The organism is Bradyrhizobium sp. 2S1, assembly GCF_011516625.5.
Taxonomy (GTDB): domain Bacteria; phylum Pseudomonadota; class Alphaproteobacteria; order Rhizobiales; family Xanthobacteraceae; genus Bradyrhizobium; species Bradyrhizobium septentrionale.
This window is the reverse complement of the sequence record NZ_CP147717.1, coordinates 1,820,678-1,838,665: the sequence shown is the minus strand read 5'-3', so window position 1 is coordinate 1,838,665 and position 17,988 is coordinate 1,820,678. Positions and strand designations below refer to the sequence as shown.

Sequence of the window (17,988 nt, the reverse complement as noted above, 5' to 3'; positions counted from 1 at the left end):
AATCTGACTCGCGCCGTTTTGGGAATCCCCACCCGATTCATTCCGGTCGGAAAATGCTCTAGAGTGGCAGGATTGGGCCGATCCAATTCTCGAACGGCCATATGAAATAAAGGATGGCCTTTTGCATATTCCTGACGCGCCCGGCCTCGGCTTGGAATGGAACGAACGGGCTGTTGCCGCAAACCTCGCGAGTCTCTAGCCGCAGAGTGGACCGGTTCGAGGGCTTGTCCCGCGCGGGGCGCTCCCCTCAAAACATCTCGAAATATTCGCGCTGCTCCCAGTCCGACACCTCGGCCTGGAAGCGCTCGATCTCCGCGTTCTTGATGAAGACGTAATAGTCGACGAACTCAGGTCCCAGCGCCCCGCGGAAGAACGGATCGTCGTTGAGCGCAAACACCGCTTCGCGCAGCGATTTCGGCAGCAGCGCGGCCTTGGTCTCGTAGGGCGTGTCGGCGGACGGGCCGGGATCGAGCTTGCGGTCGACGCCGTCGAGGCCGGAGAGGATCTGCGAAGCCATATAGAGATAGGGATTGGCGGCCGGCTCACCGATCCGGTTCTCCAGCCGGGTCGCCGGGTCGCCGGATCGCCGGCACCGCCGAGCACGCGGATCATCACGCCGCGGTTGTCGCGGCCCCAGATCGCGCGGTCCGGCGCCAGCGAATAGGAGCGGTAGCGCTTGTAGCCGTTGATGGTCGGCGTCGTGAACACGGTAGAGGCCCGCGCGTGCTCGATCAGGCCGGCGAGCCAGGCGCGGCCGAGCGGGCTGAGCGGCTCGCCGGTTTCCTTGCCGGTTTCCTTGGCCATGAAGACGTTCTCGCCATTGGCGCGCGACACCAGCGACTGGTGCAGGTGCCAACCCGAGGCAAACACGTTCGGCAGTTTCGGCCGGCACATGAAGGTCGCGTGATAGCCGTGGCGGCGTGCGATCTGCTTCACCGCGGAGCGGAACAGCACCATGGTGTCTGCCGGCGCGAGCCCGACAGTCGGCGCGAAGGTGAATTCGCACTGGCTCGGGCCGAACTCGACCTCGACCGAGCGCAACGGCAGGTCGAGCGCGAGGATGTCGCGGCGGATGATCTCGAGCGCCGGCTCCATCAGATCGTAGCGCTGCTCGGTGAGGTACTGATAGCCGTGCGACAGCAGGCTCACCGACGGCGGCCGCCCGGGCTGGCCGGCATCCTCCGGCGCCATATGCGCATCGTCGAGCTTGAACAGATGGAATTCGACCTCGAGGCCCGCGACGAAATCGTAGCCGCGGCGCGCGAGCTGATCGAGCACCTTGCGATAGAGGTTGCGGGTCGCGAACGGCACCGGCCGTCCGTCGCTGAAGTAGAGATCGCACAGCACCCAGCCGGTGTTCTCCGCCCAGGGCAGCACGCGGAACGTGGTGGGATCGGTGACCATCAGCACGTCGGCCGCGCCCTCCATCTCCTTCATGCCGAAGCCGCCGCCGGCGGTGAACACCGGAAACACCGTCTTGTGCGAGGTGTCCTTGGCGAGCATCGTCGTGGTGATCGAGCAGCCGCCCTCGAGCGAGCGCACCGCTTCGCTGGCGATCAGCGTCTTGCCGCGCAGGATGCCGTGCTGGTCCGGGAATGAGAGGCGGATGACCTCGAGGTTCTTCTCCTCGACGATGCGGCGGAGGCGCTGTGCGGCCTCCTTCTGCTCATCCGACCACAGGCCGTGACGCTCGACAAAGCTCACCGCGTCACTCCTTCACTTCTCCCTCGCCCCGCCCTTTGCGGGGCCGGGACGAGCAAAGCTCGCCCTGAGAGGGTCGGGGTGAGGGGCTCTCTCCGCCGATTGGATGTGTCGATGGACCTGTACCCCCTCACCCGGATTGCACCTGGCGGTGCAATCCGACCTCTCCCCGCAAGCGGGGCGAGGTTAGGGGAGACGCAGTGTTGCAGCATCGAAGTCACCATTCACTCCGCCGCCGTCAGATGATGCACCTTGCCGGCGATCTCGCGCGGCACCGGGGCGGCCCAGGGCGCACCGCGCCGCCGCTTCACGTCGACCTCCATCCAGTAGAGCTCCCAGCCTAGCGTCGGCCCGATGCCGTCCATCGTCGCCGGGCCCTGGATGCTGCGCGCGGAGGCGTCGTCGAGGAACAGCATCGGCTTCTCGCCGCCGGCAACCTTTTCGATCTCCTGCCGCAGCAGGCGGCGATACTGCACGATCGCCTTGTCGCTCTGGCCGAGATGCTCGTTGGTGCGGTCCTGGATCGTCCCCATCGATTCCACCGCCCACTGGTCGTGGACGTTGATGTCGGTGCCCATGCCGGTATAGGTCTCGGTCGCCTGCTCGTGCGGGTCGAAGCCGTAGTCGTTGCTGCGGTTCTTGCGCGACTTGTAGTCGGGCAGCGTATAGAGCTCGAGCCGCTGGTCGCGCATCTTCTGCTTGTCGACCGGCGCCGCGTAGCTGGTGAAGATCGCGTACCAGTAGCAGTTCTCGTCATCGACCGGCACGTGCCACTGTGTGATCGTCATCTCGGTCGACATCGGGATGACGAAGCCGTGCGGGAACAGCTGGTTGGTGACGCGCACATGGGTGCGCTCCTCGTCGAGCTCGCGCAGCGCGATCAGGCGCAGGCCGTATTCGGTGTGCTCGACATTGATGATCGGCCGATCATATTCGCGCAGGATTTTGGTCATCGGCATGTCAGAGCCGGCCGAGGCGCCGCGGAACTGCTTGCCGTAGGCGGCCGAGGTGTCCTCGTCCTCGAAGAAGCGATGCAGGAAGGAGGCGTGCGCCGGATCGATGCCGACCTCGATCGCCTGCAGCCAGTTGCAGTTCATGTGGCCCTTGAAGGCGAAGGTGTGGCTGTCGGGTGCGACGAAGCAGTCGAGCTCCGGAAATGCCGGCGGGGTGCCTTCGCCGAGATAGGCCCACAGGATGCCGCTCTTCTCGATCACCGGATAGGAGCGCTGCCTGATGCCCTTGCAGAGCTGCGATCCTGCCGGCTCCGCGGGCGTCTCGATGCACTGACCTGATACGTCGAACAGCCAGCCATGGAAGGCGCAGCGCAGCCCGCCATTCTCGAGCCGGCCGAAGGCGAGGTCGGCGCCGCGATGCGCGCAGTGGCGGTCGATCAGCCCGTAGCTGCCGTCCTCGGCGCGGAACAGCACGAGGTTTTCGCCGAGCAGTCTGACCGGCCGCACCGGGCGCGGTCCTTCCAGTTCGTCGACCAGCGCCGCCGGCTGCCAGTACATCCGCATCAGCTTGCCGCACGGGTCCTTTCGGCCGGTGCGGGTGATCAGATCGTTCGCTTCCTGGCTCATCATGGCGGCGTCTCCCGGATTTGGATTTGTTCGCCTATTGAACGTATGTGCGAATTATGCCATGTCTAATTCCAACAGCAAGCGCAATTTTTGAACCGTTCAAAGCCCAACCCATGCCCAAGCTGAAGCGGACCGCTCAGGACGAGCGTGCCACCGATTTCGTCGAGGCCCTCGATCGCGGCCTGCGCCTGTTGCAGGTGTTCGGCACCGTCAGCGGCCCGGCGACCTTGAGCGATCTGGCGCGCGCCGCCGATCTGCCGCGCGCCACCGCGCGCCGCATCTTGTTCACGCTGGCGCATGGCGGTTTTGTCGCGACCGACGGCAAGCTGTTCACGCTGACGCCGCATGTGCTGACGTTGGCGGGCTCGTTCCTGCAATCCAACCAGGTGGTGACGGTGCTGCAGCCGGTGCTCGATCGCATCGCCACGGGAGCGCAGGAGATCGCCTCGCTCGCGCTGCTCGACGGCGACGACGTCGTGTTCGTCGCGCGTTCGAGCCCGACGCGGGTGTTCTCCGCCGGTCTCGATATCGGCTACCGGCTGCCGGCGTTCTGCACCTCGGTCGGCCGCGCCATGCTCGGCCGGCTCGGCGATGCCGAACTCGCCGCGCGGCTGAAGGCGATGCGCCGCGATCCGGTGACGCCGCAGACCACGACCGATCCGAAAAAACTGCTCGCCACCATCATCGCCGATCGCGCGCAGGGCTATTCACTGGTCGACCGCGAAGCCGAGCCGCATTTCCGCTCCATCTCGGTGCCAGTGCGCCGCTACGACGGCACCATCGTCGCCGCGATCAACATGGGCGCGCACGTCGATCGCGTACCGAAGCAGGAACTGATCGACCGTTTCCTTCCGCTGCTGCGCGACGGGGCGGATGATGTGAAGAGCAGGCTGCTGTAGTGCGTCTACGGCGTGACGTTGGTCGAGTACCAGCGGCATCGGAATTGCGGTCCCCTCTCCCGCTTGCGGCAGGGCTGTCCGGGGAAATTCAACCATAGCAGAGTTCCATCTGGTTGAGGGGCGTTCTGCATTTGCGGCGGCTAGGAGCTTGTCTGGATAGTCGCTGTTCAAATCTGGTCGGGTCTGATTCAACATTGGGCGATGAGCAAGTATTTTCGGCCTTGGAACATCGATCAGACGCTGCTTCTGCCGCCGAATGTGCAGGACTTCGTGCCGAAAGGCCATGTCTCGCGGTTTATGGTTGATCTGGTGCGGGAGAGCCTCGATCTCAGGGAGATCATGGGCAGCTATGTGAGCGGGCTTGGGCAGCCGCCGTTTGATCCGCGGATGATGGTGGCGCTGCTGCATAGCTATGCGAGTGGGCTGTATTCGTCGCGTCGGATTGCCAAGGCCTGCCGGGAGCGGAACGATTTTGTGATGATCGTGGCGCTGGATGCGCCGGATTTTCGGACGATCAGCGACTTTCGCAAGCGACATTTGAAGGCGCTCGGCGCGCTATTCGTGCAGGTTCTGAAGTTGTGCGAGACGGCCGGGCTGGTCAAGCTCGGTCATGTCGCGCTGGATGGTACGAAGATCAAGGCGAACGCGTCGAAACACAAGGCGATGAGTTATGAGCGCATGAAGAAGCGCGAGGCGGAATTGAAGGCCGAGGTCGCTCGCATGCTGGCGGCCGCCGAGGCGGCGGATGCCTCGGAGGATGAGACTTTCGGCAACAGCGACGAACTGCCGGACTGGACCGTCGACAAGCAGAAACGGCTGGCGAAGATCCAGCAAGCGATGGCGGCGCTGGAAGCGGACGCCAAACTGGCGGCGGAGGAAGAGCGCCGCATCGAGGCCGAAAAGGAACAGCAGCGCCAGGCCGAAGGCCGCAAGAAGCCGGGCAAACCGGCGGCGCTGCCATCGGAGGAACCCAATCCCAAGGCGCAACGCAACTTCACCGATCCGGAAAGCCGCATCATGAAGTCGAAGGATGGCTTCGTTCAGGCCTATAATGCCCAGGCGGCCGTCGATGCACATGCCCAGATCATTGTCGCGCAAGAACTGACCCAGCACGGCAGCGATCAGGGCCAGTTGGTGCCCCTGATCGAGGCCATCGAGAGCAATCTTGGCCGCAAGCCGCGGCAGGCCTCAGCGGATTCCGGCTACTGCAGCGAAGCCAATCTCGAAGCGCTCGACACACGCAGCATCGATGGCTATGTCGCGCCCGGACGCGCCAAGCACCCGACAGTAGCGAACGGAAAAGTCGGCGGCCCGCTGACACAGGCCATGCGAAAGAAGATCGACGATGGCGGCTTCGAAACACCCTACCGATTGCGAAAGCAAGTGGTGGAGCCGGTGTTCGGGCAGATCAAACAGGCAAGAGGCTTCCGCCAGTTCCTGTTGCGGGGCATCGAGAAAGTGCGCGCCGAGTGGACAATGATCTGCACCGTCCATAACCTCCTCAAGCTGTTCAACCTCGCAAACGCAGCCTGAGCCTGCTACTCTACAACAAATGCCCGTCACGAAAACATATCTGGACGGGCTCCTAGGGTTGATTGGCGGAGGCTTGTCGATGCTGGCGAAGGCTCGCCGGGTGAACAGGAACTGGCTGACGAGTTCGGCGAGCCTGAGCGGCAGCATTTTGATGCAGTTGGTCCGCGCGGCAATGCGCAACAGTAGGTAGGCAATCATCGCAGCAAGCACTTGCAGGCGGATTGCATTGTCGTTGGTGCCGAGGAACTTGCGGATGTCGAGGTGCTGCTTGATCCAGCGGAACAGCAGTTCGATCTGCCACCGGCTCTTGTAGAGGGCGGCGATCTCGACGGCCGTTCGGGTCGTATCGTTGGTGAGAAGCGTGATCACGCCGCCGTTCTCCCGCCTGACCTTGATGCGCCGCAGCGGTATCGGCAAACGCGAGTCGCCCTTACTGGTGAGCTTCACCTCGTCGTCGACGATGATCCTGAAGCCGTCCCCCTTGCTGTTGCGGATGGTGCGATGCCTGACCGCGCGTAGCCGGATGCTCGTCTTCGGCCGGGTCACGAAGAAAGCCTTGCTATCATTGATCTTCTGCCACCAGTCGAAACGGCAATATCCCTTGTCGAACACGTAGGTTGTGCCGGCCTGGATCGGAGTCTGGCGACCGATCTCGATATCGTTGACGTTGGCAGCCGTCACCTCGACGCACTTCGGGATATCGCCCTTGGGATCGTAGACCACGTGCAGCTTCATGCCGCGGATGCGGCCGTTCCACACCGCCCAGGTGCAAACTTTGCCAAGCGGGATCGGACTGGCGTCGATCAGGCGCACCATCTCCTTGCCTTCGCCCCGCAACTGCCGGCTTGCCATCGCCGACAATCGTGCAAAGGTTTGCGCAAAAATGCTGGACGGGCGGCGGGTATTGGCATCCGACAGCGTCGAGCGGGACAACCTGCCGGTGCCCAGATGATAGTGATGCTGAGGATTGGCGTTGAAGCCGGTCACCACGGCGCGCAGGCTGTTGTTCCCGCTCAACTGCGCATAGATCAGCGCTACCAGGTGATCCCAGCTCTTGAACGACTTGTCGTAGGCATCCCCGTCCAGACGATCCACAGCCGTCTGAAACTGCCGCCGATTGATCGGTTCAAGCAGCCTACTAAAAATGCTATCGCGAAATCGCATGCTCGGCCTTCTGTGTCTCGACAACCAGAAAAGACCGATTTGCCTCGGTTTTGCCGAGCATGCACCGCGACACAGTGAATCATTCCCCGGACAGCCCTGCGCTTGCGGGGGAGGGCCAGGGTGGGGGTCTCACCGCGAGTCATATTGGGGAGAGCGCCCCCACCCGTATCGCATCTTCGATGCGATACGACCTCCCCCGCAAGCGGGAGAGGTGCAGCGAGACCGCTGTTGGACCGACCTAACCTGACGTGAGCGGCTTTAAAGCGCCACGCTGCGCAGCCCGAACGAGCGCGCCTCGTTCTGCAGCACGGGCCGCACCGAATCGATCAGCCGCGCCGCGGCGGCATCGACCGAGAGGCCGGCGGTGTCGACCACCGCTGAGGCGCGCGCATAAAGCGGTTCGCGGCTGACCAGGATGTTGCGCAGTTCGGCCATCGCCGAGCGGTCGTCGGCCATCGGGCGCAGATCGCCCTGGCGGCGGACGCGCGCCATGTGCTCTTCCGGCTCGGCCTTCAGCCAGATCGTGTAGAATGACGACAGGATCAGATCGAAGGTCAGGGCCTCGGAGACGATGCCGCCGCCGGTCGCCAGCACCATCAATTCGTTGCGTGCCAGCAGCTGCGTCAGCGCGGCCTGCTCCATCCTGCGAAAGCCTTCCTGGCCGTACAGGGCGATGATCTCGGCGACCGAGAGGCCGTTCTGCGCCTCGATCTCCTTGTTGAGCTCGACAAAGCTCCAGCCGATCTTCTTCGCCAGCAGCCGGCCCAGCGTGGTTTTGCCGGCGCCGCGCAGGCCGATCAGCGCGATGCCGGAGAACGAGGCGCGGCGCGGTGCCAGCGGGCTGCTGCCGGCGAGGATGTCCTTGGCCTGCGCGATCTGGTTCGGCGAAGCTTTGCGCAAGAAGTCGCGGATGACAGCCCAATCCGGGATCGGTTCGCTCGAGGGGATCAGGTCCTCGAGATGCGCGCCCATCGCGCCTGCGACACGGCGCAGCAGCACGATCGAGACATTGCCTTTGCCGCTCTCGAGCTGGGCGATGTAGCGTTCGGAAATGCCGGAGACCTTGGCGAGCACCTTGCGCGACATGCCGGCCAGGCCGCGCGTCGTGCGCACACGCTGGCCGAGCTGCTCGAGGAAGTCGGTTTCCGGATCGTTGGCTGCGGTCATGATCCCTGTGCGATGTGCGGGTTCTGTTCAGGCTGGAATCAGACCCAAGCTTTAGGAAACATAGTGCCGATGAGGATTGACAGCAAGCCAATGTGGTGGCTTTGTATGAATTATAATTCTTAAAACTTGACGGGAGAGGGCAGGCGCTACGCGCTTTTGCCTGAGGAGCGGGCCATGACTTACAACGCAGTGACCTGGCTGCTCGACCGCAATGTCGATGAAGGCCGCGGCGACAAGGTCGTGTTCGACGACACGGTGTCGCAAATCACCTATGGCCAGCTGCAGCAGCAGACCCGTCGCCTCGGCAACATGCTGCGCCGGCTCGGCGTCCGCCGCGAGGAGCGGGTCGCCATGATCATGCTGGACACGGTCGATTTCCCGGTCGTGTTCCTGGGCGCGATCCGCGCCGGCGTGGTGCCGGTGCCGCTCAACACGCTGCTGACCGCGGAGCAATACGCCTACATCCTCGGCGACTGCCGTGCCCGCGTGCTGTTCGTCTCCGAGGCGCTGCTGCCGGTCGTGAAGGACATCATCGCTCGCATGCCCGACCTCGAACATGTCGTGGTCTCCGGCAAGGACGCGCACGGCCACAACAAGCTGTCCGACGAGATCGCGCGCGAGGACGACGTGTTTGCCACTGCGCCGACCCATGCCGACGAGCCGGCGTTCTGGCTCTATTCGTCGGGCTCGACCGGCATGCCGAAGGGCGTGCGCCATCTGCATTCCAACCTCGCCGCGACCGCGGAGACCTACGCAAAACAGGTGCTCGGCATCCGCGAGGATGATGTCGGCCTGTCGGCGGCAAAGCTGTTCTTCGCCTATGGGCTCGGCAATGCGCTGACCTTCCCGATGTCGGTCGGCGCCACCACGGTGCTGAATTCGGAACGTCCGACGCCGGCGGTGATGTTCGCGCTGATGAACAAATATCATCCGAGCATCTTCTTCGGCGTGCCGACGCTGTTCGCGGCGATGCTCAACGACGAGGCGACCAAGGCGCAGACCGGCGGCAATCGGCTGCGCGTCTGCACCTCGGCCGGCGAGGCGCTGCCGGAATCGGTCGGCAATGCCTGGAAGGCGCGGTTCGGCGTCGACATTCTCGACGGCGTCGGCTCGACCGAGCTCTTGCACATCTTCCTGTCGAATGCGCCCGGCGACATCAAATACGGCTCGTCCGGCCGTCCGGTGCCCGGCTACAAGGTGCGGCTGGTCAACGAGATCGGTGCCGATGTCGCCGACGGCGAGGTCGGCGAGCTCGTGGTCGATGCGCCCTCGGCCGGCGAGAGCTACTGGAACCAGCGCGCCAAGAGCCGCGCCACCTTCGAGGGCGCCTGGACCCGCACCGGCGACAAATACACGCGCGACGCCGACGGCCGTTACACCTTTTGTGGCCGCGCCGACGACATGTTCAAGGTCTCGGGCATCTGGGTCTCGCCGTTCGAGGTCGAGAGCGCGCTGATCACCCATCCCGCGGTGCTGGAAGCCGCGGTGGTGCCGGAGGCCGACCCGGAAGGGCTCTTGAAGCCGAAGGCCTATGTGGTGCTGCGGCCCGGCAGCTCAGCCGACGGTCTGAATGAGGCGCTGAAGGAGCACGTCAAGCAGAAGATCGGCCCGTGGAAATATCCGCGCTGGATCGACGTGGTCGACAATCTGCCGAAGACCGCGACCGGCAAGATCCAGCGCTTCAAATTGCGCGACGGCGCGCAATAGCTGCCCACGCGTCGTCCCGGCGAAGGCCGGGACCCATACGCCGCGGCTTTCGTTTTGAGAGACGCTGTTCAACGGCTTTTGCGCAACAACTAACGCCTGTGGTTATGGGTCCCGGCCTTCGCCGGGACGACGAGTGAGGAAGGCCTATCATGCAGAATTTGAACCCCTCAGGCTTCCTCAGCATCGACGGCGCCGAGCTCGAATACCGCATGATCGGCCCAATGCCCGAGAAGGCCCCGACCATCGTGATGCTGCACGAAGGCCTCGGCTGCGTCGGCCTGTGGGGCGATTTCCCGGAGAAGCTGCAGGCGGCGACCGGCGTCGGCGTGTTCGCCTATTCGCGCGCGGGCTATGGCGCTTCGTCGCCGGCCAAGCTGCCGCGTCCGGTCGATTACATGCATCGCGAGGCGCTCGATGTGCTGCCGAAGCTGCTCGATCGGATCGGCTTCCGCCGCGGCCTCCTGCTCGGGCATTCCGACGGCGGATCGATCGCGGCGATCTATGCCGGCTCGCATCAGGACCATCGCCTGCACGGGCTCGCATTGATCGCGCCGCATTTCATCGTCGAGGACATCTCGGTCAAGTCGATCGCCGAGACCAAGACGGCGTATCAGACCACCAACCTGAAGGAGAAGCTGGCGCGTTGGCACAACGATGTCGACAGCACCTTCTATGGCTGGAACGACGCCTGGCTCGATGCAAAATTCCGCGACTGGGATATCTCCGACTATCTCGCCTATATCCGCGTGCCCGTGCTGATCGTGCAGGGCGCGGAGGATCAGTACGGCACGATGCGCCAGGTCGAGATCGCCCAGGAGGAGTGCTACTGCCCGGTCGACGTCGCGGTCATCGAAGGCGCCGGCCATTCGCCGCATCGCGAGGCCGCCGCGGTGACGCTGGACGCGGTCACCGAATTCGCCCGGGCGGCGCTCCGCGACGACCAGACCTTGGCGGCCTGACATTTGGTGCCGGTGCCAGGTCATTGGCCGCGCGAGCGAATTTCTGGAACATGAAACAAAATGCATGTTTTTTGCGTTTTGAACTGGACCAGATCGAAAACATGCATTATTGTGCATGAGACTTCGAGACGAACCGTCAAAACGAACAACAGATAAGGGTGGCCCATGGCTGGTGACGATCGCGTCCTTGCAGGCGGGGCGAAGTACATCGACTTCCAGACCGAACCGTCGCGTTACCGGCACTGGAAGCTCGACATCGCGGGTGACGTCGCGACGCTGACCATGGACGTCGACGAGAATGCCGGCCTGTTCGAGGGCTATCAGCTCAAGCTCAATTCCTACGACCTCGGTGTCGACATCGAGCTCGCCGATGCCGTGCAGCGGCTGCGCTTCGAGCATCCCGAGGTCAAGGTCGTGGTGATGCGCTCGGGCAAGAACCGGGTGTTCTGCGCCGGCGCCAATATCCGCATGCTGGCGGGCTCGACCCACGCCCACAAGGTCAACTTCTGCAAGTTCACCAACGAGACCCGCAACGGTCTGGAGGATTCCAGCGAGAACTCCGGCCAGAGCTTCATCACCCTCGTCAACGGCACCGCGGCCGGCGGCGGCTATGAGCTGGCGCTCGCGACCGACCACATCATGATGGCCGACGACGGCGCCGCCGCCGTCGCGCTGCCGGAAGTGCCGCTGCTCGCGGTGCTGCCGGGCACCGGCGGGCTCACGCGCGTCGTCGACAAGCGCAAGGTGCGCCGCGACCACGCCGATTTCTTTTGCACCATCGAGGAAGGCATCAAGGGCAAGCGCGCCGTGTCCTGGCGCCTGGTCGACGAGATCGCGCCGAACTCCAAGCTCGAGGGCAAGCTTGCCGAGCGCGTCAAGGAATTCGCCGCCAGATCGAAGCGCAACGGCGAGGGCAAGGGCATCACGCTGGCGCCGCTGACGCGCACCATCGACGACAGCGCGATCCGCTACGGCTTCGTCAGCGTCGACATCGATCGCGCCGCGCGCATCGCCACGATCTCGATCAAGGCGCCGGAAACTGCGGCGCCTGCCGACATCGACGGCATGATCGCGCAGGGCGCGGCGTTCTGGCCGCTGCAGGTCGCGCGCGAGCTCGACGATGCGATCCTGCATCTGCGCATCAACGAGCTCCAGATCGCGATGCTGGTGTTCAAGAGCCATGGCGACCGCGCCAACGTCGTGTCCTATGACGCGTTCCTGGAGGCCAACAAGGCGCACTGGCTGGTCAACGAGGTCAGGCATTACTGGAAGCGCGTGCTCAAGCGCATCGACGTCACCTCGCGCACGCTGGTGACGCTGGTCGAGCCGGGCTCCTGCTTCGTCGGCACGCTCGCCGAACTCGTGTTCGCCGCCGACCGCTCCTACATGCTGATCGGCCAGAAGCAGGGCGACAACCGCCCGCCGCCGGCGATCGAGCTGACGGCGATGAATTTCGGGCCGTATCCGATGAGCCATGGCCTGACCCGGCTGCAATCGCGCTTCCAGGCCGATCCATCGGATATCGAGCGCGCACAGGCATCGATCTGCAAGGCGCTCGACGCCGAGGAGGCCGAGGAGCTCGGCCTCCTCACCTTCGCGCTCGACGACATCGACTGGGACGACGAGGTCCGCGTGTTCTTCGAGGAGCGCACCTCGTTCTCGCCCGACGGCCTCACCGGCATGGAAGCCAATCTGCGCTTCGTCGGTCCCGAGACCATGGAATCGAAGATCTTCTCGCGTCTCACGGCGTGGCAGAACTGGATCTTCCAGCGGCCGAACGCGGTCGGTGAGGACGGCGCGCTGCGCCGCTACGGCACCGGCCAGAAGGCGCAATTCGACATGACGCGCGTTTGATTTTGTGTCCCGGGCGCTGCGCGGCACGCAAGTGACGCGCTGCAGAACCGGGACTTATGTGGACCACGAATCAATGGGTCCCGGCCCTGCGGCGCATCGCTTCGCGCTGCACCGCGTCCGGGACACGAGACCGACCCAGCAAGGAGCACGGCCATGAACATGAACATCATGAACGTCGATTACTCGACCAAGATTCCGAACAATGTGAATCTCGCCGAGGACCGCCAGGTGCTCAAGGCCCTGGAAGGCTGGCACCCCGGTTACATGGACTGGTGGAAGGACATGGGGCCGGACGGTTTCCAGGAATCGCTGGTCTATCTGCGCACCGCCTATTCGGTCGATCCGCGCGGCTGGGCGAAGTTCGATTACGTCCGCATGCCGGAATATCGCTGGGGCATTCTGCTTGCTCCACAGGAGGAAAATCGCGTCATCCCGTTCGGCGAGGATTTTGGCAAGCCGGCCTGGCAGGAAGTTCCCGGCGAGCATCGCGCGATGCTGCGCCGCCTGATCGTGATCCAGGGCGACACCGAGCCGGCCTCGGTCGAGCAGCAGCGCCATCTCGGCAAGACCGCGCCCTCGCTTTACGACATGCGCAACCTGTTCCAGGTCAATGTCGAGGAAGGCCGCCATCTCTGGGCGATGGTCTACCTCTTGCAGAAGTATTTCGGCCGCGACGGCCGCGAGGAGGCGGACGATTTGTTGCGCCGCCGCTCCGGTGATGCGGATTCGCCGCGCATGCTCGGCGCCTTCAACGAGGCGACGCCGGACTGGCTGTCGTTCTTCATGTTTACCTACTTCACCGACCGCGACGGCAAGATGCAGCTGCACTCGCTGGCGCAGTCGGGCTTCGATCCGCTGTCGCGCACCTGCCGCTTCATGCTGACCGAGGAAGCCCACCACATGTTCGTCGGCGAGACCGGCATCACCCGCGTCGTGCAACGCACCTGCGATGCGATGCAGGAAGCCGGCATCACCGATCCGACCGATATCGCGAAAGTCCGCGCGCTCGGCGTGATCGACCTGCCGACCATCCAGAAGAAGCTGAACCTGCATTATTCGCTGTCGCTCGACCTGTTCGGCTCCGAAGTCTCGACCAACGCCGCCAACGCCTTCAACGCCGGCATCAAGGGCCGCTACAAGGAAACCACGATCGAGGACGATCACCAGCTCAAGAACTCGACCTATCCGGTCATGAAGATGGTGGACGGGCAGATCAAGATGGTCGACGAGCCGGCGCTGACCGCGCTCAACATGCGGCTGCGCGACGACTACACGCAGGATTGCGTCAAGGGCATGCTGCGCTGGAACAAGGTGATCTCGACCGCGGGCATCGACTACAAGCTCGCCGTGCCGAGCACGGTGTTCCATCGCCAGATCGGCGAGTTCAGGGATGTCCATGCGACGCCCGATGGCCTCTTGATCGACGATGCGACCTGGGCCAAGCGCAAGAACGACTGGCTGCCCTCGACCGAGGACGGCGACTTCATCGCCTCGTTGATGAAGCCGGTGACCGAGCCCGGCCAGTTCGCCTCCTGGATCTCGGCGCCCAAGGTCGGCATCGACAACAAGCCCGGCGACTTCGAGTACGTAAGGATCGAGAGCTGACGTTCTGAGCGCTCTCCTTCGGGAGAGAGCAGAAAAGGGGCGAGCCAAAAGGTCCCAGGCTCGCCCCTTTTCTTATCCAGCGCTAGCTGTGGCCCTCACGCATGAGCCCTGGGGTGAGCCGGGCACGTGTTCGCCATCGTTTTCATGAGTGCGCGGCCTACCCCGCGATCTCCAGCCCCGCGGTCGCGTAGACCACGCCGCCATCGACCGCGATCGTGTTCCCGACCACATAGTCGCCGGCGCGCGAGGCGAGATAGATCGCCTCACCCGCCATATCCTCGTCGGTGCCGACGCGCTTCGCCGGAACGCGCTTGGCGACCTCGTCGGCGTGGTCGCGCGCGGCCTTGTTCATGTCCGACTTGAAGGCGCCCGGCGCGATCGCGGTGACGTTGATGTTGTCCTTGATCAGCCGCGTCGCCATCCGCCGCGTCAGATGGATCACCGCAGCCTTGCTCGCGGCATAGGAATAGGTCTCCATCGGGTTGACGAAGATGCCGTCGATCGAGGCGATGTTGATCACCTTGCCCGGCTTGTCATGCGTCGCCGCGGCACGCAGCGGCTTGGCCAGCGCCTTGGTCAGGAAGAAGATCGACTTGACGTTCAGGTTCATCACCTTGTCCCAGCCGCTCTCCGGGAATTCGTCGAAATCGGCGCCCCATGCCGCGCCGGCATTGTTGACCAGGATGTCGAGCTTCGGCTCGCGCTTGATGAGCTCGCTCGCGAGCTTTTCGCAGCCCTCGACGGTCGAGATGTCGATCGGCAGCGCGATGCACTCGCCGTCATATTCGGCGGTGAGCTCCTGGGCGGTGGCTTCGCACGGCCCGGCCTTGCGCGCGGTGATGTAGACCTTGGCGGCGCCCTGCGCGAGGAAGCCGGCCGCGATCATCTTGCCGATGCCGCGCGATCCTCCGGTGACCAGCGCGACGCGCCCCTTCAGTGAGAACAGATCCTTGAACATGTTGCCTCCCTTGCTGTGGCAAGCGTTCTGGCCGTGTTGGCGGAGCTAGTCAAGGAACCGCCGCGGCGGATGAACCTGCTGCCCGATCAATCCAAGGAATTGTCTTGATCGATATGCCCGCAGAGATCGTGCGTCGATTCGATCAAGCTTTCTTGAGATGTGATGCGTTGAACAAACGGGTCAGTCGCTTTGACGTATCAAGCACGTGGGGTGGAATTCCAGGACAAGGAGTTCCAAGAATGAAGCACATTTCATTGCCGGTGACGGGTGTGATGCCTGTCACCCTTATTCAATCGGGCCGAAGGCGGAAGGGCCTCTTCGCAGCAATCCTTGGCGCAATTCATGTCTCGCGACGGATCCAGACGCGCCGCGTTTTGAAGCAGTATCGACATCTGATCGACCGCGCCGACCGCCACCGTACCAATCTGGAGGGCGCTTATGTCCATCGGTGAGCGATCGACGACGCGCAAATCGATCATCCGTCTCCCTGACATCAGCGAGATCACGCTATTGATCGTCATCGCGATCGGATTTCTTGTCCTGCATTTGCTCACTGCGACGCTTTTGATGCCTGCGGCCTCAGGCGATCCGGCCGAGCCCCAGCCAGCCGTGCCGCAAGAGGTGAGGGCGGTTCACACCGACTAGCGCTCTCCCAATTCATTCATCATCACTCTCATCAACGGAGGTCCGCTCGTGGCCGACGTCACGTCATTTCTTGTGCTCAGCGCGGCGGTGTTTTGCGGCGCCTTCGTATCCGGTCTCGCCGGCTTCGCCTTTTCGGCAATTGCCGGCGCTATCCTGCTGCATGCGATGCCGCCCACCGAGGCGGTGCCGCTGATGATGGCCTGCAGCGTCGGCGTGCAGGGCGCCAATCTGTGGGCGCTTCGGCACCACATTCAGTGGAAGGAGAGCCTGTCGCTGATATCAGGCGGGCTGCTTGGCGTGCCGCTCGCGCTCTGGCTGTTGCACAACACCGACGGCCGGACCTTCCGCGAAGGCTTCGGCGTCATGGTCGCGCTCTATGCCGGCTATATGCTGTTTCGGCCCGCGATCGGCTACGGCCGGTTGCCGGAAGGGCGCCACGCGCTTGTCGGGTTTGGCGGCGGCCTGATCGGCGGGTTGACCGCGATGCCCGGCGCGTTGCCGACGATCTGGTGCGACATCCATGGCGTGCCGAAGCAGCAGCAGCGCGGCCTCGTGCAACCCTTCATCGCCGCGATGCAGATATCCGCGCTCGTGATGATGCTGCTGCATCGCGACCTGTCGATGAAGGTCGCCTACGACGTCGTCCTGGGCGCTCCGGCGCTGCTGGCCGGTTCGTGGCTCGGCATCTTTGCCTTCCGCAACATCAACGAGGCCAATTTCAGGCGCGTGATCCTCAGCCTGTTGCTGGTGTCGGGGCTGTTGCTGGTGATCTAGAGTCTGTGGTCTGTAGCCCGGATGAAGCGCAGCGAAATCCGGGGCAAGTCTCACCTGTGGCACGATTGATCCCGGATTTCGCTTGCGCTGCATCCGGGCTTCTGTAACGGGCCTTTGTAAGTCAATCCCTTTTTGCGTGATCCACTCGCCGGGCACTTGCTTCTGTACGGGATCGGCGCGAAGGCCGTCGCCTGATGGGGTGCATTGAGGAGCCGGCCGGCCAATCTACGGAAGCGTGGTTGTGAGCCACTTCCCGGATGGCGGCCTGACCGGATCCATCGTCCCGGCGCAGGGACCTCGCTCAGGGAGAGCCTGGTGTCGTGGCCCGCCCAGAACCGATTGCTGCTCCTTGCTTAGGTTGCCGAGGCCTTGGCCATCGGGTTGAACGGTTTGGCGTCGGCGAGCATGCGATGCAGAACGACGGCGAGCTTGCGTGCGAGCGCCACCTTGGCCTTGCGCAGGCCTGCGCGCCGGGCGATCCGCATCGCCCAGCCTTTCAGCGCCGAGCAGTTCCTGACCGGCTTGGTCAGCATGACGTGAGCCGCTTGATAGAGCGCCTCGCGCACGGAGGCATCGCCGATCTTGCTGATGCGGCCGGTATAGTCGGTTTCGCCCGATTGGTACTTCTTCGGGGTGAGGCCAAAATGCGCTCCCGTCGCCTTCGAGGACCGGAAGCGCTTCGGGTCGTCGACCGCCGAGGCGTAGGTAAGCGCCACGATCGGGCCGACGGACGGTGTCGTCATCAGGAGGCGGGCTTGAGGGTGCGACCTGGCGAGCTTTTGGGTGTGCTTATCCAGGCCATTGAACTCGCGCCGCAGCACGGCGTGGGCTTCGAGCAGCGCCTGTGCCACGATCTCAAGTCCGGGATGGCCCGCTACGAGCTCCCGGATGCGTTCGGCGAACGTGCGCTCGGTGGTCGTGCCGACCTTCAGACCGAAGCCGCGGAGCACGCCGCGCAGGCTGTTCTCGATGTCGCGCAGCTTGGACTGCAGCAGCTTGCGTGCCGTCAGAACCGCCCGCGTCTCTTGCGCTTCGATCGACTTGCAGTGCACCGGCCGGAACCAGCCCAGCCGCATCAGTTGCGCGATCCCGCGGGCATCGTTGCGGTCCGACTTCACCGGCATCGCCTTGAAGGCATCGCGGACGTGCCGCGTCTCCAACAGTTCGACTGCCAGGCCCGCATCCCGCATCGCTGCGTAGAGCCATTGCGACAGCGGACCAGCCTCCAGCCCGATCCGTTCCAGCACCAACCCCAGCGACCGCAACCAGGTGATCAAGGCCTCCGGCTCACTCGCAACCCTCGCCTCGCGCAAAATCTTACCTGTCCCATCGACAAGGCAGACGCTCGAGCATTCCAAAGACACGTCGATTCCTGCATAGTGGTACATGGTCGTCCCTTAATGATGCTTGGAGCGGGCTTGCCCGACTCCGTTTATTGACAC

The 17,988-nt window shown here is 63.9% G+C and carries 13 protein-coding genes and 3 pseudogenes; 10 read left to right on the top strand and 6 right to left on the bottom strand.

What is annotated here, in order from left to right:
• Positions 1-64: 64 nt before the first annotated feature.
• Positions 65-199: pseudogene (locus tag HAP54_RS52445) on the top strand (mandelate racemase); the annotation flags it as partial.
• A 48-nt stretch (positions 200-247) separates the two neighbouring features.
• Here the strand turns inward: HAP54_RS52445 and HAP54_RS08800 are convergent.
• Positions 248-1,704: pseudogene (locus HAP54_RS08800) on the bottom strand (glutamine synthetase family protein).
• Positions 1,705-1,925: 221 nt separating this feature from the next.
• Complete coding sequence (locus HAP54_RS08795; protein WP_166299414.1) at positions 1,926-3,284, bottom strand: aromatic ring-hydroxylating dioxygenase subunit alpha; 1,359 nt, start codon at positions 3,282-3,284, stop codon at positions 1,926-1,928.
• Between the two features lie 110 nt (positions 3,285-3,394).
• On the opposite strand from HAP54_RS08795, the gene HAP54_RS08790 reads away from it, so the two are divergent.
• A complete protein-coding gene (locus tag HAP54_RS08790) occupies positions 3,395-4,180 on the top strand; it encodes an IclR family transcriptional regulator domain-containing protein (RefSeq protein WP_166299413.1) in 786 nt (261 codons plus the stop codon).
• Positions 4,181-4,381: 201 nt separating this feature from the next.
• On the top strand, positions 4,382-5,713 hold the full coding sequence (locus tag HAP54_RS08785; RefSeq protein WP_166297236.1) for an IS1182 family transposase: 1,332 nt from the start codon (positions 4,382-4,384) through the stop codon (positions 5,711-5,713).
• A 45-nt stretch (positions 5,714-5,758) separates the two neighbouring features.
• On the opposite strand, the pseudogene HAP54_RS08780 reads toward HAP54_RS08785, so the two are convergent.
• Positions 5,759-6,877, bottom strand: a pseudogene (locus HAP54_RS08780) (IS4 family transposase); the annotation flags it as partial.
• A gap of 258 nt (positions 6,878-7,135) precedes the next feature.
• On the bottom strand, positions 7,136-8,044 hold the full coding sequence (locus HAP54_RS08775) for a helix-turn-helix transcriptional regulator (RefSeq protein ID WP_166299412.1): 909 nt from the start codon (positions 8,042-8,044) through the stop codon (positions 7,136-7,138).
• A 174-nt stretch (positions 8,045-8,218) separates the two neighbouring features.
• Here HAP54_RS08775 and HAP54_RS08770 point away from each other — a divergent pair, with 174 nt between their 5' ends.
• The 4 genes from HAP54_RS08770 (at position 8,219) to boxB (ending at position 14,169) form a co-directional block, all read left to right on the top strand.
• Entirely contained in the window at positions 8,219-9,751 is a 1,533-nt protein-coding gene (locus HAP54_RS08770; RefSeq protein WP_166299411.1) for a benzoate-CoA ligase family protein, read from the top strand.
• Positions 9,752-9,900: 149 nt separating this feature from the next.
• Positions 9,901-10,710 carry an alpha/beta fold hydrolase gene (locus HAP54_RS08765; RefSeq protein ID WP_166299410.1) on the top strand — a complete coding sequence of 270 codons (810 nt, stop codon included), beginning with the start codon at positions 9,901-9,903 and terminating at the stop codon, positions 10,708-10,710.
• Positions 10,711-10,875: 165 nt separating this feature from the next.
• Positions 10,876-12,564: a 2,3-epoxybenzoyl-CoA dihydrolase gene (gene boxC, locus HAP54_RS08760; RefSeq protein ID WP_166299409.1), complete on the top strand. Its 1,689-nt coding sequence runs from the start codon at positions 10,876-10,878 to the stop codon at positions 12,562-12,564.
• A gap of 153 nt (positions 12,565-12,717) precedes the next feature.
• A complete protein-coding gene (boxB, locus tag HAP54_RS08755) occupies positions 12,718-14,169 on the top strand; it encodes a benzoyl-CoA 2,3-epoxidase subunit BoxB (RefSeq protein ID WP_166299408.1) in 1,452 nt (483 codons plus the stop codon).
• Between the two features lie 157 nt (positions 14,170-14,326).
• On the opposite strand, the gene HAP54_RS08750 is transcribed toward boxB, so the two are convergent.
• Positions 14,327-15,127: an SDR family NAD(P)-dependent oxidoreductase gene (locus HAP54_RS08750; RefSeq protein ID WP_166299407.1), complete on the bottom strand. Its 801-nt coding sequence runs from the start codon at positions 15,125-15,127 to the stop codon at positions 14,327-14,329.
• 104 nt (positions 15,128-15,231) lie between these two features.
• On the opposite strand from HAP54_RS08750, the gene HAP54_RS08745 reads away from it, so the two are divergent.
• From HAP54_RS08745 to HAP54_RS08735, 3 genes are read left to right on the top strand one after another with little or no spacing between them, the layout of a single operon-like run.
• Positions 15,232-15,579: a hypothetical protein gene (locus tag HAP54_RS08745; RefSeq protein ID WP_166299406.1), complete on the top strand. Its 348-nt coding sequence runs from the start codon at positions 15,232-15,234 to the stop codon at positions 15,577-15,579.
• Positions 15,566-15,772, top strand: a complete 207-nt coding sequence (locus tag HAP54_RS08740; RefSeq protein ID WP_166299405.1) for a hypothetical protein — start codon at positions 15,566-15,568, stop codon at positions 15,770-15,772. The genes HAP54_RS08745 and HAP54_RS08740 overlap by 14 nt, the downstream gene beginning before the upstream one ends.
• A 48-nt stretch (positions 15,773-15,820) precedes the next feature.
• A complete protein-coding gene (locus HAP54_RS08735) occupies positions 15,821-16,546 on the top strand; it encodes a sulfite exporter TauE/SafE family protein (RefSeq protein ID WP_166299404.1) in 726 nt (241 codons plus the stop codon).
• Between the two features lie 353 nt (positions 16,547-16,899).
• Here the strand turns inward: HAP54_RS08735 and HAP54_RS08730 are convergent, their stop codons facing one another.
• Complete coding sequence (locus HAP54_RS08730; protein WP_166294930.1) at positions 16,900-17,934, bottom strand: IS110 family transposase; 1,035 nt, start codon at positions 17,932-17,934, stop codon at positions 16,900-16,902.
• Positions 17,935-17,988: the final 54 nt, after the last annotated feature.

Bases quoted from the DNA above. Each gene is read 5' to 3' on its own strand.
- HAP54_RS08790 (WP_166299413.1), top strand. From the start codon at position 3,395: ATGCCCAAGCTGAAGCGGACCGCTCAGGACGAGCGTGCCACCGATTTC.
- HAP54_RS08740 (WP_166299405.1), top strand. From the start codon at position 15,566: ATGTCCATCGGTGAGCGATCGACGACGCGCAAATCGATCATCCGTCTC.
- HAP54_RS08775 (WP_166299412.1), bottom strand. From the start codon at position 8,044: ATGACCGCAGCCAACGATCCGGAAACCGACTTCCTCGAGCAGCTCGGC.
- boxB (WP_166299408.1), top strand. From the start codon at position 12,718: ATGAACATGAACATCATGAACGTCGATTACTCGACCAAGATTCCGAAC.
- boxC (WP_166299409.1), top strand. From the start codon at position 10,876: ATGGCTGGTGACGATCGCGTCCTTGCAGGCGGGGCGAAGTACATCGAC.
- HAP54_RS08750 (WP_166299407.1), bottom strand. From the start codon at position 15,127: ATGTTCAAGGATCTGTTCTCACTGAAGGGGCGCGTCGCGCTGGTCACC.
- HAP54_RS08765 (WP_166299410.1), top strand. From the start codon at position 9,901: ATGCAGAATTTGAACCCCTCAGGCTTCCTCAGCATCGACGGCGCCGAG.
- HAP54_RS08770 (WP_166299411.1), top strand. From the start codon at position 8,219: ATGACTTACAACGCAGTGACCTGGCTGCTCGACCGCAATGTCGATGAA.
- HAP54_RS08730 (WP_166294930.1), bottom strand. From the start codon at position 17,934: ATGTACCACTATGCAGGAATCGACGTGTCTTTGGAATGCTCGAGCGTC.
- HAP54_RS08785 (WP_166297236.1), top strand. From the start codon at position 4,382: ATGAGCAAGTATTTTCGGCCTTGGAACATCGATCAGACGCTGCTTCTG.
- HAP54_RS08795 (WP_166299414.1), bottom strand. From the start codon at position 3,284: ATGATGAGCCAGGAAGCGAACGATCTGATCACCCGCACCGGCCGAAAG.